Source organism: Vibrio sp. AIC-3, assembly GCF_013114515.1.
In the GTDB taxonomy this organism is placed as follows: Bacteria; Pseudomonadota; Gammaproteobacteria; order Enterobacterales; family Vibrionaceae; genus Vibrio; species Vibrio crassostreae_C.
Genome location: NZ_VTXG01000007.1, coordinates 125,630 through 140,805 on the forward strand (window position 1 = coordinate 125,630; position 15,176 = coordinate 140,805).

Consider the following 15,176-nt stretch of genomic DNA (forward strand, 5'->3'; position numbering starts at 1 on the left):
TCATTTCTAAGCGTTTTCTCTTTAAAAATGACTCATTCAAACCTCCTTTCAATCTTGTCTTTGATCTATTTTTGACCAACTGCGTAATGATGTTGGAATCAATTGATGAACAACTCATGTGATAAGTGACTAGGACCTTGAACCTAGCTACTTTTTGAATCACGGAGAATTAAAGACAGTTCACTGCACTAGGTTTTGAGACAATTTTTAAAGGTTAGTTATTGGACTAATCATTTGTGTGACGAACTGGTCTAACTTTTTTGGAGAGAAGACCGATGAAATATTCACCAATACTCGCGGTAGCGATTTCAGCCCTATTTATTGTTGGGTGTGATGACGACGATGAATCAACAACTCAACTACAAGCTGTACATGCATCGCCAGATGCCCCGTTGGCTAACGTTATAGTAAATAGTCAGGCTCGTTGGAGCGATGTTGATTATGCTCAAGCATCCGGATATGCCTCAGTAGATCAAGGCCAAACCACTCTGCAAGTCGATGTCCAACTCCCAGGTGACGCAGTAGCGACTGTGATTCCGCCAAGCCAATTCGATTTGAGCGGTGATCTAGATTACACCGTAATGGTGGTCGGCGATGCTGATGGTTCTAATAACCCGGTTGAGGCTTTAGTTGTTACAAGGCCTGCTGAGGGAACGGCAACAAGTTCAAGTTTAGATGTGCAAGTTGTTCACGCGGCAACAGGGGTTGGAGATGTGAACTTATATGTAACGGCACCGAATGACCCATTGGGCGCTCCGCTTGGTACTCTCGGTTATAAGGACTTTACTGACGTACTCAATATCCCAGCAGGGCAATACCGAGTGAGATTAGAAACCGTGAGCGGTAGTGCTATTGCTTTTGACTCTGGAGAAATCACTCTTTCTGGCGGTAGCGAGCTAACGATTGCAGCGGTATCAAGAGCTGACTCAAACAGTGTATCTCCGGTGAAGTTGATGGTGATGGATGGTCAGGGTTCATCTTTAATCTACGATATGGCAGAAAAGGCAGAAGTGAGAGTGGGGCATTTGGTTGATGGTGCACCAGCTGTAGATGTATTTGTTAATTCTTCTAAGTTTGCTCCTCTTGATGGTTTAATGTTTAACGAAATTCGCGGTTTCTTAGATTTAGCAGCAGACAGTTATGATATTGATATATACGAAACGGGAACGACGTCTCCGTCATTTATTGATGTTGATGGATTAGCTGTATTTGCTGGCATGGATTACAGCATCTATGCGGTAGGGACAGTAAGTCCACTGAATTTGGAACCTTTGGTTGTTCCTGAAAACCGTCGTCCGGTTGCGACCAGTGCGGTGTTAAACATTACCCACGCCGCTGCTAACCCAATTGCGGCATCGGTGGATATCTACTTAACAGAAAACGCGGGGATCTCTGGTAGCACTCCGGCGCTAAGTGATGTGAAATTCAGAGATTATGCGAATGGCATTTATGTTGCGGCGGGGTCTTACTTTGTGACGATTACTGTAGCGGGTCAGCCGTCAGTTGTGGCTATCGACTCTGCGCCCGCAACCTTAGCTGATGGTGTGGTGTATCAAGTCGTGGCGATTGATGATTCGATGGGTACGGGTTTTAACCTAATTGTCAGTGAAACAACAGACTAGATCTGAAGACAGGACGTAGAAGAGGGTAGATCAATGCTACCCTCTTCTTATTTGTTTTCTTTGACTCTATTCTTGGTTGGTTTTTGCTTTTTCCAGTAAATCTGTGAAAAAGTGGCGCAACGAATAGAGCATGATCAAACTTGGAATCACCATAAGTGCGGTTAGTATAAAGAAGGTTGACCAATCATTGAGGTAATCAACCAACTCACCACTGAATGAAGCCAGCGTTGTTCGACCGAAATTCCCCAACGATGCTAACAAGGCATACTGTGTCGCTGAGAAAGCTTGCCCGGTTAATAGTGTTAAGAAAGAGACAAACGCTACGGTTGAAAACGCAGTTGTAAAGTTATCGACAATGATGGTTGCCAAGAACAAGGTTTCACTCGGGCCAGTGTGAGCGATCCACGCAAACATTAGATTACTGGCCGCCATTGCCACACCGCCGATCATCAGTCCGCGTACAATACCGAATTTCACATTGAAGACACTGCCTACCAAAGTGAAGAATATCGTCGCGCCCCAGCCAATTAACTTGGAGTAATGACCGATCTGTTCATTACTGAAACCTATCTCTTTATAGAAGGTGATCGACATGCGACCTAGGAAGGCTTCACCTATCTTAAATAGGAACACAAACAGCAATAGAGTAATGGCAACTTGAACTCCGTTTCTTTTGAAGAAATCATAAAATGGTTCAATTACCGTCACACTGAACCAAGCGACAAGCTTTGAGCCGACCACTTTATTGTGTCGCTGTTGTGCTTGTTCTTGTAGGGCTTCACGTTGTGTATTTGGCTCTCCGACAAAAAGAGTAAACAGCATTAATACAACAACGACACCTGCCATTCCGTAATACACGCCATTCCAACCGATTGAGTCTGCATTAATAAAGGCAAGGTAGCCTGGTAGTGAATACCCCGTCCACCACCCAATTACGGCCATTGCGGAAGCTTGCGGCAGTTTTGATGCTTCGGATTTTGGGAAGGTATCAATACGAAATGCATCAATCGCGATGTCTTGCGTGGCTGAGGCAATGGCAATAGCGAGCGCCAACATTGAGGTAAACGCCAAATTCTCTGCGGGATTGACGCCTGCGATGAATAAGGTGCCGATTAAAACAATGGTTTGGCAGAAAAAGATCCAACTGCGGCGCTGGCCGAGTATTGCGTGAAGCACCGGCAGTTTTACTCGGTCTACCAATGGTGCCCATAAAAAGTTAATCGCATACACGGCAAACACACTACCAAAGTAGCCAATGGCAGCACGCGTTAAACCTGCATCTTTTAGCCAGCCAGACATGTTGGATCCAATAAGAACCCATGGGAAGCCACTCGAACAGCCGAGCATAAACACCCAAAGTAGACGTTTATCTAGGTAGCTGCGAAAAGTCTGCATCCAAGAAAGAGAGGGAGTGCCTGATGACATAGGGCGTCCTTGTATAGAAAAACGCCCTTAAGAAATAAGGGCGTTACATTGGATTACTTAAGAAGGGTCACTTTAGTGATGACGATTGGGTCGACTGGGATGTCTGACATGCGGCCCATTCGCTTGGTTGGAATGGTTGCCATCTTTTGAACAACATCAAAACCTTCAGTTACTTTGCCAAATACAGCGTAGCCTGGGTTACCACCTTTTGCGTTCAAGAAATCATTATCAGAGAAGTTAATGAAGAACTGGCGAGTTGCAGAATCTGGCGCATTAGTACGAGCCATAGCGATTGTTGCTGTATCGTTCTTCAGGCCGTTGCTGCCTTCATTCTTGATAGGAGCATAAGTCGCTTGTTGATTCATGTCTTGATCGAAGCCGCCACCTTGTGCCATGAAACCAGGGATAACACGGTGGAAGATAGTGCCTTCGTAGCTGCCGTCTGCAACGTATTTTAGGAAGTTCTCCGCGCTAACCGGTGCTTGTTCTTGGTTAAGCTCAATAGTGAAGTCGCCTAATGTTGTTTCCACGTTTACTTTAGGACCAGCCCAAACGCTCACGCTCACTAGCATTAATGCGATAGAAGATAAAATACGACCCATTAGAAACGTTCCTTCATGTAAGTTTGTAGCTCTTGGTCGTTAGCGATCTCAGTAAGAACCAAGTTGATCACGTCATTAAGAACCATAGAGATGTCGTCGTTAGATGCACTCAATGCACCAGTGCGTGTTGCAGTGCCGTTGAATGTTTTAACTAGTTTGCCTTCAGGCGTTTCAGCGGTAACTTCAAGCGTTACTTTACCGTCCATTTTGTTTTCCATAATGGTGTGCTCTACGGTAACGAGTGCTTCTTGAATCTCTAAAACAATCGAGTTTTCACTGTTTACGCTCGCACGAAAACCTTGAGACTCTAACTGCTGTGCAACAGCATTTTCTAGAGAAATACGCATGTTTTGCTTAGCGTGAATTGGCTGAATGTTTGAACGGCCACTATCAACCAATGCAACATATTGAGCGGCACGAACATCTTTACTGGTTAGTGTGTATGTTTTGCCTTGTACAAGGTTGCTTGAGCTTAGTGAAGCTTCTGGCATTACATTGATCTGTTCTTGCTGAGGGGCTGAACATGCTGTCAAAGCCATAATAGAAGCAGCCAAAATCAGTTTTTTCATTCCTTTATCCTTTCTAAATTCACACCAGAAGCTCGGTATCTTAAATTCTTGTGAAGTCGTTTCTGCTTATTTATTAAAATTCGCAGGTTCTCTTGTTGCTTGTAATATCTCAAATTTTTGGTTTAGTTCAAGCGTTTCAACGTTAGCTTCACCAAATAATCTTGCTAGTTTGACATCGTATCCGAGGTGTCGGTTGCCAATAACAATTAATTTGCCTCCATTGCTTAGAACATGCTTTGCATCACAGAACATTTGCCACGCAATGTGATCCGTAATCGCTTGTTGCTGATGGAATGGAGGATTACACATCACTAAGTAGGTGCTGTTTTTCTTGAAGCCATCTAAACAGTTGTTGGCGATGAACTGGAAGTTGCCTTCTTCACCAAGGTTATCTTTGACGTTTTGGCGCGCCGATTCCACCGCCATAAAGCTTTCATCCACACAGGTGATACGGGCTTGTGGGTTCAATTGCCCTGCTTTTACACTCAATACACCGTTGCCACAACCAAGATCGATGATATGACGTAGCTCAGGATCTTGAGGGATGTGCTCTAGCATATAGCGAGCGCCTTGATCGAGTGCTTCCCCTGAGTAAACATTTGGTAAATTTTTCAGGCGGATATCTTCACCGTCTACATCCCATTCAACAAAAGGCTCTACCGTTTGAATTGGCTGGCAGTTTGGAGATGAGAAGACTAAGCGGTGTTTTTTCTTCGCTAGTGATGTTTTGGTTTCGCCTAGGTATTTTTCGAACAGGTTAAGCGTAGAGGTGTGAATCTCTTTTACCTTGTTGACGCCGATCACTTGGCAGCCTTCAGGCAATGCTTGGCGTAGCTGACTCAATTGCCAGATTAGGTGACGATTTGTTTTTGGCAGCTGCATGATCACAAGATCGATACCGTGTGGGATATCATCCATCGTGTTCAAGAAGTTCACTCGGTTACTTTGATTGCGCTGCAAGTTTTTCAGGGCACCACGGTGAGAGATAAATGAGTCGCTCATCATAGTGACATCATGATCTTTCGAGAACCAAGCGGATAGGGCACCGAAGCTGTCGTTCATGATCAGGATGTGTTTGCCAGGTTCGAGGTTCATCTCTTCAACATGACTGATCAGGTATTCGTCGCCCGCATCCCAAGCTTGAAGGGTTTCATTTGAACGTTTCGGGAAACGATGTAAGGTTAAAGTTCTATCGTGAAGGGTAAGTTCGGTTTTCATTGCTTGAGATACTTATGTAAGAAATAACAAAGATATTGTCTCAAATGCAGGCTGAACAAGATAGAAAAAACTCAACCAAACCTACGCCATTCGCTATCAAATACTCAGACAGTCGACCGCTTAGGGTTTATACTCATCCCACGGATAATGCCAATACGTTATTAAGGAATCACAATGATCCAAGAAGTTATCGAAACAAAATTGCACAATGAGTTTTCACCAAGTCATTTAAACGTGGTTAATGAGAGCTATATGCACAATGTTCCGGCCGGTTCTGAGAGTCATTTTAAAGTGATTGTTGTCAGTGATGTGTTTGAAGGATTGCGTCTTATTGCTCGTCATCGAGCGGTAAATAAAGCTCTTTCAGAAGAGCTAGCGAATAATATTCACGCACTGTCCATTCACACTTATACAAAAGATGAATGGATGAAGCAGCTCGATAACGTGCCAGACAGCCCTATGTGTATGGGTGGTGGCAAGTAACACAGCGAGCATATTGACAAAAGGTGGTGATGCCGCCTTTTTTGTCGCCAAACCTATGTGTTTTTCGTTGTTATATCACTCAAACTGATGGCAATTTGAACGACTAAAAATACCTACAATGAGTAATGTTTTTATTAACAGTGTTTCAACATAACTCGTAAAATATTAGTTTGTGACAGAGTATTAATCTCTTGTTTAAAACACGATTCAAAAGCCAATCTATCTGTGCGGCTCGTCAAATTTATACATATTTGAGAGTCCATATGCTTCAAATCTCACCAAATAAAGGCCGTATTCAAGTTATTGGTCATGGCATCAAGTTGTCAAAAAATGCTAGAATACGGCACCTGATAAATCTCACATAATATTTGTGATGGGTTTATTAATGTAATGTTGCGATTTTGGTATCTCAAATTTACCAAAACCGGACACTGTAATGTCGTGTCTAAGGGCGATTTTAAAACGTCCCGAATTTACGCAATTAAAAGAATCTTTTTCCCGATAAAGTAGTGCAAGTGCGTATGATTACAATAAAGAAGGGTTTGGATCTTCCTATCGCAGGAACTCCATCCCAGGTGATTAATGATGGTAAGTCCATCACTAAAGTCGCCTTGCTAGGCGAAGAGTACGTTGGTATGCGTCCTACGATGCATGCTCGCGTTGGTGATGAAGTGAAGAAAGGCCAAGTTCTTTTTGCAGATAAAAAGAACCCAGGTGTTGTATTTACTTCTCCAGCAAGCGGTAAAGTTATTGAAGTGAACCGTGGTGCTAAGCGTGTTCTTCAATCAGTAGTGATTGAAGTAGCAGGCAATGAGCAAATCACGTTCAATAGCTATGAAGCTAACCAACTAGTAGGCCTTGACCGTGAAACGGTTAAAGCTCAGTTAGTTGAGTCTGGCGCATGGACCGCTTTGCGAACTCGTCCGTTCAGCAAGGTTCCAGCAGTTGATTCTGAAACTCAGGCTATTTTCGTTACTGCTATGGATACTAATCCGCTAGCAGCTGAGCCAGAATTAATCATTAACGAGCAGTCTGATGCTTTCGTTGCTGGTTTAGATCTTCTTTCAACTCTGACTAACGGTAAAGTGTACGTTTGTAAAAAAGGTACTAGCTTACCTCGTTCAGCTCAGTCTAACGTTGAAGAACATGTTTTTGATGGCCCACACCCTGCAGGTCTTGCAGGCACGCATATGCATTACCTATATCCGGTAAATGCACAAAATGTAGCGTGGAGCATTAACTACCAAGATGTTATCGCATTCGGTAAGCTTTTCCTTACTGGTGAGATTTACTCTGAGCGTGTTGTTTCTCTGGCTGGTCCAGTGGTGAACAACCCACGTCTAGTTCGTACTCAAATTGGTGCTAGCCTTGAAGAGTTGACAGACAGCGAGTTAATGCCAGGCGAAGTTCGTGTGATTTCTGGTTCTGTACTTACGGGTACTGAAGCAACAGGTCCACATGCTTTCCTTGGTCGTTACCATCAGCAAGTTTCTGTTCTACGTGAAGGTCGTGATAAAGAGCTATTCGGCTGGGCTATGCCTGGTAAGAACAAGTTCTCTGTTACTCGTTCATTCCTTGGTCACCTGTTTAAAGGTCAGTTGTTCAACATGACAACGACAACAAACGGTAGTGACCGCTCAATGGTTCCAATTGGTAACTACGAGCGCGTAATGCCTCTAGATATGGAACCTACATTGCTGCTTCGTGATCTATGTGCAGGCGACATTGATAGTGCTCAAGCACTAGGTGCGCTAGAGCTAGACGAAGAAGATGTAGCATTGTGTACCTTTGTATGTCCAGGTAAGTACGAGTACGGTCAACTACTTCGTGAATGCCTAGATACGATTGAGAAGGAAGGGTAATTTTCATGGGCCTTAAAAAGTTTCTTGAAGACATCGAGCATCATTTTGAGCCAGGTGGTAAACACGAGAAGTGGTTTGCGCTTTACGAAGCAGCAGCGACAGTGTTCTACACGCCAGGTCTTATTACAAAGAAAAGCTCGCACGTTCGTGATAGCGTTGATTTAAAACGTATCATGATCATGGTTTGGTTCGCGGTATTCCCAGCAATGTTCTGGGGTATGTACAACGCGGGTGGCCAAGCTATCGCAGCACTTAACCATATGTATGCAGGTGCTGAACTAGCATCTGTTATCAGTGGTAACTGGCACTACTGGCTAACCGAAATGCTTGGAGCCTCCTTAGGAGCCGATGCAGGTGTTGGCAGCAAGATGCTACTTGGTGCGACTTACTTCCTACCTATCTACGCAACGGTATTCATCGTTGGTGGTTTCTGGGAAGTTCTGTTCTGTATGGTGCGTAAGCACGAAGTAAACGAAGGTTTCTTTGTTACTTCTATCTTATTCGCGCTTATCGTTCCGCCAACACTTCCTCTATGGCAAGCAGCACTAGGTATTACCTTCGGTGTTGTAGTCGCTAAAGAGATCTTCGGTGGTACGGGTCGTAACTTCCTGAACCCTGCACTTGCTGGCCGTGCGTTCCTATTCTTTGCATACCCTGCACAGATTTCAGGTGACGTAGTTTGGACTGCTGCAGATGGTTTCTCTGGTGCAACTGCTCTTAGCCAATGGGCTCAAGGCGGCGGTAGCGCACTAATGAACGTAACATCTGGTGAAGCAATCACTTGGATGGACGCATTCATTGGTAACATCCCAGGTTCTATCGGTGAAGTATCGACTCTAGCACTTATGATCGGTGCTGCGATGATCGTTTACATGCGTATCGCTTCATGGCGAATCATTGCTGGTGTAATGATCGGTATGATTGCTGTGTCTACGCTGTTTAACGTGATCGGTTCTGATACTAACGCAATGTTCAGCATGCCTTGGCACTGGCACCTAGTTCTAGGTGGCTTCGCATTCGGTATGTTCTTCATGGCGACTGACCCAGTATCAGCTTCATTTACCAACAAAGGTAAGTGGTGGTACGGCATCCTAATCGGCGCAATGTGTGTAATGATTCGTGTAGTTAACCCTGCATACCCAGAAGGCATGATGCTTGCGATTCTATTCGCAAACCTATTTGCTCCTCTGTTTGACCACGTTGTAATCGAGAAGAACATTAAGCGGAGACTAGCGCGCTATGGCAAGTAATAACGATAGCATTAAAAAGACGCTGTTTGTTGTTATCGCATTGAGCCTAGTGTGCTCAATCATCGTTTCAACAGCTGCAGTTGTTCTTAAACCTAAGCAACAAGCTAACGCGGTTCTAGATCAGCAAACTAAGATCCTTGAAGTTGCGGGCATTGAACTTGCGGGTAATATCCCTGAACTGTACGCAGAGAACATTGAACCTCGTCTAGTTGATTTCGCTACTGGCGATTTCGTTGACGGCGATGCTGCTGCATACGACCAACGTAAAGCGGCAAAAGATCCAGCTCAGTCAATCAAGCTTTCAGCTGAAGATGACATCGCTAAGATCCTTCGTCGTGCTAACACGGGTACTGTATACCTTGTGAAAGATGGCGCTGAAACTTCTAAAGTTATCATCCCTGTTCACGGTAACGGTCTATGGTCAATGATGTACGCATTCGTTGCGGTAGAAACTGATGGCAACACAGTTTCTGGTATCACTTACTACGAGCAAGGTGAAACTCCTGGACTTGGTGGTGAAGTTGAGAACCCATCTTGGCGTGCTCAATTCGTTGGTAAGAAATTATTCGACGAAAACCACAAACCTGCTATTCAGGTTGTTAAAGGTGGCGCTCCTCAAGGTTCTGAGCACGGTGTAGATGGCCTTTCTGGTGCAACACTGACTAGCGTTGGTGTTCAACATACATTTGACTTCTGGTTAGGTGATATGGGCTTTGGTCCGTTCCTAGCAAAAGTTCGTGACGGAGGTCTGAACTAATGTCTAGTGCAAAAGAAATTAAAAAGAGCATCTTAGCGCCGGTGTTGGACAACAACCCAATCGCGCTACAGGTTCTTGGTGTGTGTTCTGCTCTTGCGGTAACCACTAAGCTAGAAACAGCATTTGTTATGACTATCGCGGTAATGTTCGTTACTGCTCTGTCTAACTTCTTCGTTTCTTTGATCCGTAACCACATTCCTAACAGTGTGCGTATCATCGTTCAGATGGCAATTATCGCATCACTAGTAATCGTGGTAGACCAAGTGCTTAAAGCATACCTATACGATATCTCTAAGCAGCTATCTGTATTCGTAGGCCTAATCATTACTAACTGTATTGTAATGGGTCGTGCTGAAGCATTCGCAATGAAGTCTGCGCCAATCCCATCTCTAATCGATGGTCTTGGTAACGGTCTTGGTTACGGTTTCGTTCTTATCACTGTTGGTTTCTTCCGTGAGCTTCTAGGCTCTGGCAAACTATTTGGTATGGAAGTACTACCTCTAGTGAGCAACGGTGGTTGGTATCAGCCAAACGGCTTGATGCTTCTAGCACCTTCTGCATTCTTCCTAATTGGTTTCTTGATTTGGGCAATTCGTGTGTTCAAACCAGAACAAGTAGAAGCGAAGGGGTAAGGTAGTCATGGAACATTATATTAGTCTGCTAGTTAAATCGATTTTCATCGAAAACATGGCGCTTTCTTTCTTCCTAGGTATGTGTACATTCCTAGCGGTATCTAAGAAAGTTAAAACTTCTTTTGGTCTTGGTGTTGCGGTAGTTGTAGTACTTACAATCGCTGTTCCTGTAAACAACCTTGTTTACACACACATCCTGAAAGAAAACGCGCTTGTTGAAGGTGTCGATTTAAGTTTCCTTAACTTCATCGCATTCATCGGTGTTATCGCGGCACTTGTACAAATCCTAGAGATGGTTCTAGACCGTTTCTTCCCACCTTTGTACAACGCACTAGGTATCTTCCTTCCACTGATCACAGTTAACTGTGCAATCTTTGGTGGTGTATCTTTCATGGTAACTCGTGACTACAACTTTGCTGAATCTGTTGTTTACGGCTTCGGTTCTGGTGTGGGTTGGATGTTAGCTATCGTTGCTCTTGCGGGTATCCGTGAGAAGATGAAGTACTCTGACGTACCTCCAGGTCTTCGTGGCCTTGGTATCACGTTCATTACTGTTGGTCTGATGGCGTTAGGCTTTATGTCTTTCTCTGGTGTTCAACTGTAGGGTAAGCACCCAGTAATAAGGAATAACAAATGTTTAGTATTATTCTTGGCGTAGCGATGTTTACCATTATTGTACTGGCTCTAGTACTAGTGATTCTTTTCGCTAAGTCTAAGTTAGTACCATCAGGTGACATCACTATTTCAGTAAACGGCGACCCTGAAAAGGCGATCGTTACTCAACCTGGTAGCAAGCTACTTGGTGCCCTGGCTGGCGCTGGTATCTTCGTATCTTCTGCTTGTGGTGGCGGTGGCTCTTGTGGTCAGTGTCGTGTAAAAGTTAAGTCTGGTGGTGGCGACATCCTTCCAACTGAACTTGATCACATCACAAAAGGTGAAGCTCGCGAAGGCGAACGTCTTGCATGTCAAGTTGCTATGAAAACTGACATGGAGATTGAACTAGACGAAGATATCTTTGGTGTTAAAAAGTGGGAATGTACTGTTATCTCGAATAACAACGAAGCTACTTTCATCAAAGAACTTGCTCTAGCGATCCCTGAAGGTGAAGAAGTTCCGTTCCGCGCGGGTGGTTACATTCAGATTGAAGCTGAACCACATCACGTGAAATACGCAGATTACGATATTCCTGAGGAATACCGTGGTGACTGGGATAAGTTCAACTTGTTCCGTTATGAGTCTATCGTTAAAGAGCATTCGATCCGTGCTTACTCTATGGCTTCATACCCAGAAGAGAAAGGCATCATCAAGCTTAACGTGCGTATCGCAACTCCGCCGCCAAACAACCCTGACGTAGCTCCTGGTGTTATGTCTTCATACATCTGGTCTCTTAAAGAAGGCGACAAATGTACTATTTCTGGTCCATTTGGTGAGTTCTTTGCTAAAGACACAGACAATGAAATGGTATTCATCGGTGGTGGTGCAGGTATGGCGCCTATGCGTTCTCATATCTTCGACCAACTTAAGCGTCTTAAGTCTACTCGTAAGATGTCTTACTGGTATGGCGCGCGTTCTAAGCGTGAGATGTTCTACATTGAAGATTTCGATGGCCTAGCGGCTGCAAACGAAAACTTCGTGTGGCACTGTGCACTGTCTGATCCTCAACCAGAGGACAACTGGGACGGTTACACTGGTTTCATCCACAACGTACTGTACGAAAACTACCTGAAGGATCACGAAGCTCCTGAAGATTGTGAGTACTACATGTGTGGTCCACCGATGATGAACGCTGCTGTTATCGGCATGCTGAAAGATCTTGGTGTAGAAGATGAAAACATCCTACTAGATGACTTCGGTGGTTAATCCACTTAAGTGATTGATATTATGGCTGACTCCTACGAGTCAGCCATTTGTTTTTCTAAGACAGCTTTTGACAACATACTGGCTTATATAAGAAAGAGTAAGGCATTCAAAATACCTATTTTTTACTCTTATTTTTTCTTATATAAATCCTCAACATTAGACAGGAGTAAGCAAGTGAGAATTTGGCTTGTTGCATTAACTTCTTTGATTTTTCTTGCGGGCTGTGAGCAGTCAAGAGAGCAAGTGCATTTGAGTGGCCCAACGATGGGCACGAGTTACAATATTAAATACATCAATGGTGATGAATTTCCTGAGTCTAATGAAGTTCATACAGAGATCGATCGTCTACTTGAAGAAGTAAACGACCAGATGTCGACTTACCGTGAAGATTCCGAATTAAGCCGTTTCAACCAGCATAAAGGTGCGGATGCGTTCGAAGTATCTGAGCAAACAGCGACGGTTGTGAAAGAAGCGATTCGTTTGAACGGTCTTACTGAAGGAGCTCTGGATGTAACGGTTGGTCCGTTAGTTAACTTATGGGGTTTTGGTCCTGAAGCTCGTCCTGAAGTTGTGCCATCAGATGAAGAGCTGGCGGCTCGCAAGGCTAAGATTGGTATCCATCATCTTAGTGTTGAAGGCAACATGTTGAAGAAAGACCTACCTAACCTGTATGTCGATCTATCCACGATTGCAAAAGGTTGGGGTGTTGACGTCGTCGCTGACTACCTTGATTCTATCGGTATTCACAACTACATGGTTGAAGTCGGTGGCGAAATTCGTCTGAAAGGTTTAAACCGTGAGAACGTGGGCTGGCGTATCGCGATTGAGAAACCAAGCGTTGATGAGCGTAATATTCAAGAGATCATCGAGCCGGGTGATATGGCTATCGCAACCTCTGGTGATTACCGTAACTATTTTGAACGTGATGGTGTTCGTTACTCACACATCATCAACCCTGAAACAGGAAAGCCTCTTCACCATAAAGTGGTTTCTGTGACTGTTTTAAACCCGTCTTCAATGACTGCAGACGGCTTATCTACGGGCCTTATGGTCTTAGGTGAGGAAAAAGGAATGGAAGTCGCAAACCAACATAACATCCCAGTGTTCATGGTGGTAAAAACAGCAGATGGCTTTAAAGAAATTGCTTCTGAAGCATTTAAGCCATACTTAGGTAAATAAGGTAAGCGAGATAATTATGAATACATTTCTGATTACATTTGGTGTTTTTCTTGCAGTAATCGCAGCGATGTCAATTGGCTACATTATCCAAAAGAAAGTTGTGAAAGGTAGCTGTGGCGGTTTGGGTGCTGTTGGTATTGATAAAGTATGTAACTGCCCTGAACCTTGTGACGCGCGTAAGAAGCGTGAAGCACGTGAAGCTTACCGTGAAGAGAAGCTGGCTGAGCGTCAACAAAAAGAAGCGGCTTGGAGTAAAGACCGTATCGCTTAATTGGTGACAGTCATAGGGGATAGAGTTATCTATGCCCTCAAATTGAAAAGCTCAAGATTATCGTCTTGAGCTTTTTTAGTTTTGAGGTCTAGCAATTAATCTTGGTATACCAAAAATGGAAACAGAGGCGAATGACTATTGTTCGATTTGCATGCTGTTACGCGCAAACACTAGTTGGTTTCTACCTTGCTCTTTTGCCGTATAAAGAAGCTCATCAGCGGCTTTGATCTGCTCATCTAGCTTCGCGTCTAAATCGGTTACGCCGATACTGATACTGACCTTGATTCTTTGAGAGTCATGCTCAACAACATGGCTTTCAATGGCTTCTCTCATGGACTCTAAGTTGTCAACAAAGCTCTCAAACGAACCACACGACTGAATACAAAATTCTTCGCCACCGAAGCGTACAGCAACATCATCTTTAAAATGGTCTTTGATGATCTTGCCGACTTCCACGAGGACTGCATCACCACCATCGTGACCGTAGGTGTCGTTCACTTTCTTGAAGAAGTCGATATCCATCATGGCTATACTGCGCTGCTCACAACCTTTACATGTTTGATTGAACAGGTAACGACGGTTCCATAAGCCAGTAAGAGCATCCTCGTTGGCATGTCGAAATAGCTCGTTGGCCGCTTCTTTCATATCAAGCAGTTGATGGATACGGCAAAAAAATTCTTCTTGGTTAAAAGGCTTGTAAAGGAAGTCGTTAGCCCCCGCTTTAAGGAATCGAGCTGTCATGGTGCGATCATCGCTGCCTGATAACCCTAGAATAGCCAACTGGTTTCTGTCGTGATCGCGTCGTATCTCACGGATCATCGCTATACCGTCTTTCTTCGGCATATCATGGTCTGTAACAACGAACGTAATATCGGGATCGTTATGAAGGAGCTTTAATGCTTGTTCGCCATCTTCGGCTTGGATAGTTTGGATATATTGGTGTTCTAGAAGTTGAGCTATGTAACGGCGAACGACCGCTGAATCATCGACAACCAATGCTTTGTGATGGCGATTATTCGAAATTCTTTGAACCAGGGGAAGTAGGTAGCTTACTGATGACATACTGTCTTTAAGTATGTAATCGATAACGCCTTTGGCTAGGACTTGCTCTCGCAGTTGATTGTCGAACATCCCGGTCAGGACAATGATTTTCTGTTGATAGCCTAAGACGAGATCAATGATCTCGCCGTCTTGGCCGTCAGGTAAACAGTAGTCGAGGACTGCACACAAGAAATCCGTTTCTTGCTCTAAGATCGCTTTGGCTTCTTCTACAGATTCCGCCAACGCAACTTCATAGCCATCGTTCTTAAATTGTTGGTAAAGATAGTTTCTGAATGCGCGACTATCCTCTACCACTAGTATTTTTTCACTCAAAAGCTATCCCTACTTATAGACTAAATACTCCTAACAATACTATCAGAATAGTGGGCGGCGAATGAAGTGAAA

At 44.1% G+C, this 15,176-nt stretch carries 15 protein-coding genes; 10 read left to right on the forward strand and 5 right to left on the reverse strand.

Translation table 11 applies throughout. The features are described 5' to 3' along the window. Nucleotides 1-275: 275 nt before the first annotated feature. The gene (locus F0229_RS07600) at nt 276-1,622 is read left to right on the forward strand and encodes a DUF4397 domain-containing protein (protein ID WP_171732568.1); all 1,347 of its coding nucleotides are present in this window, start codon (nt 276-278) and stop codon (nt 1,620-1,622) included. Nucleotides 1,623-1,688: 66 nt separating this feature from the next. On the opposite strand, the gene F0229_RS07605 is transcribed toward F0229_RS07600, so the two are convergent. From F0229_RS07605 to F0229_RS07620, 4 genes are all read right to left on the reverse strand, one after another. Beyond that, entirely contained in the window at nt 1,689-3,047 is a 1,359-nt protein-coding gene (locus F0229_RS07605) for an MFS transporter (RefSeq protein WP_146491381.1), read from the reverse strand. A 53-nt stretch (nt 3,048-3,100) separates the two neighbouring features. Continuing rightward, nucleotides 3,101-3,649, reverse strand: a complete 549-nt coding sequence (locus tag F0229_RS07610) for a peptidylprolyl isomerase (RefSeq protein ID WP_017068517.1) — start codon at nt 3,647-3,649, stop codon at nt 3,101-3,103. Next, the gene (locus tag F0229_RS07615) at nt 3,649-4,218 is read right to left on the reverse strand and encodes a YajG family lipoprotein (RefSeq protein WP_017059907.1); all 570 of its coding nucleotides are present in this window, start codon (nt 4,216-4,218) and stop codon (nt 3,649-3,651) included. The genes F0229_RS07610 and F0229_RS07615 overlap by 1 nt, the downstream gene beginning before the upstream one ends. Nucleotides 4,219-4,284: 66 nt before the next feature. Beyond that, nucleotides 4,285-5,436 (reverse strand): methyltransferase, encoded by a 1,152-nt coding sequence (locus F0229_RS07620; RefSeq protein ID WP_017068516.1) that lies wholly within the window; start codon nt 5,434-5,436, stop codon nt 4,285-4,287. 174 nt (nt 5,437-5,610) lie between these two features. Here F0229_RS07620 and bolA point away from each other — a divergent pair, with 174 nt between their 5' ends. The 9 genes from bolA (at nt 5,611) to nqrM (ending at nt 13,730) form a co-directional block, all read left to right on the forward strand. After that, the gene (gene bolA, locus F0229_RS07625) at nt 5,611-5,919 is read left to right on the forward strand and encodes a transcriptional regulator BolA (protein ID WP_017064186.1); all 309 of its coding nucleotides are present in this window, start codon (nt 5,611-5,613) and stop codon (nt 5,917-5,919) included. Nucleotides 5,920-6,440: 521 nt separating this feature from the next. Then, nucleotides 6,441-7,781 carry a Na(+)-translocating NADH-quinone reductase subunit A gene (locus F0229_RS07630; RefSeq protein ID WP_019823845.1) on the forward strand — a complete coding sequence of 447 codons (1,341 nt, stop codon included), beginning with the start codon at nt 6,441-6,443 and terminating at the stop codon, nt 7,779-7,781. A gap of 5 nt (nt 7,782-7,786) precedes the next feature. Next, nucleotides 7,787-9,031 carry an NADH:ubiquinone reductase (Na(+)-transporting) subunit B gene (locus tag F0229_RS07635; protein WP_017067139.1) on the forward strand — a complete coding sequence of 415 codons (1,245 nt, stop codon included), beginning with the start codon at nt 7,787-7,789 and terminating at the stop codon, nt 9,029-9,031. Further along, nucleotides 9,021-9,788 (forward strand): Na(+)-translocating NADH-quinone reductase subunit C, encoded by a 768-nt coding sequence (locus F0229_RS07640; RefSeq protein ID WP_017059911.1) that lies wholly within the window; start codon nt 9,021-9,023, stop codon nt 9,786-9,788. Before F0229_RS07635 ends, F0229_RS07640 begins: the two co-directional genes overlap by 11 nt. Continuing rightward, nucleotides 9,788-10,420 (forward strand): NADH:ubiquinone reductase (Na(+)-transporting) subunit D, encoded by a 633-nt coding sequence (locus F0229_RS07645; RefSeq protein WP_008223083.1) that lies wholly within the window; start codon nt 9,788-9,790, stop codon nt 10,418-10,420. Before F0229_RS07640 ends, F0229_RS07645 begins: the two co-directional genes overlap by 1 nt. 7 nt (nt 10,421-10,427) lie before the next feature. Then, complete coding sequence (gene nqrE / locus F0229_RS07650) at nt 10,428-11,024, forward strand: NADH:ubiquinone reductase (Na(+)-transporting) subunit E (protein WP_009848375.1); 597 nt, start codon at nt 10,428-10,430, stop codon at nt 11,022-11,024. 29 nt (nt 11,025-11,053) lie between these two features. Further along, nucleotides 11,054-12,280: an NADH:ubiquinone reductase (Na(+)-transporting) subunit F gene (nqrF, locus tag F0229_RS07655; protein ID WP_017059912.1), complete on the forward strand. Its 1,227-nt coding sequence runs from the start codon at nt 11,054-11,056 to the stop codon at nt 12,278-12,280. Nucleotides 12,281-12,454: 174 nt separating this feature from the next. Continuing rightward, on the forward strand, nt 12,455-13,459 hold the full coding sequence (locus tag F0229_RS07660) for an FAD:protein FMN transferase (protein ID WP_017059913.1): 1,005 nt from the start codon (nt 12,455-12,457) through the stop codon (nt 13,457-13,459). 16 nt (nt 13,460-13,475) lie between these two features. Beyond that, nucleotides 13,476-13,730: a (Na+)-NQR maturation NqrM gene (nqrM, locus tag F0229_RS07665; protein WP_009848378.1), complete on the forward strand. Its 255-nt coding sequence runs from the start codon at nt 13,476-13,478 to the stop codon at nt 13,728-13,730. 135 nt (nt 13,731-13,865) lie between these two features. Here the strand turns inward: nqrM and F0229_RS07670 are convergent, their stop codons facing one another. Next, on the reverse strand, nt 13,866-15,104 hold the full coding sequence (locus tag F0229_RS07670) for a response regulator (protein ID WP_102333772.1): 1,239 nt from the start codon (nt 15,102-15,104) through the stop codon (nt 13,866-13,868). Nucleotides 15,105-15,176 lie beyond the last annotated feature (72 nt).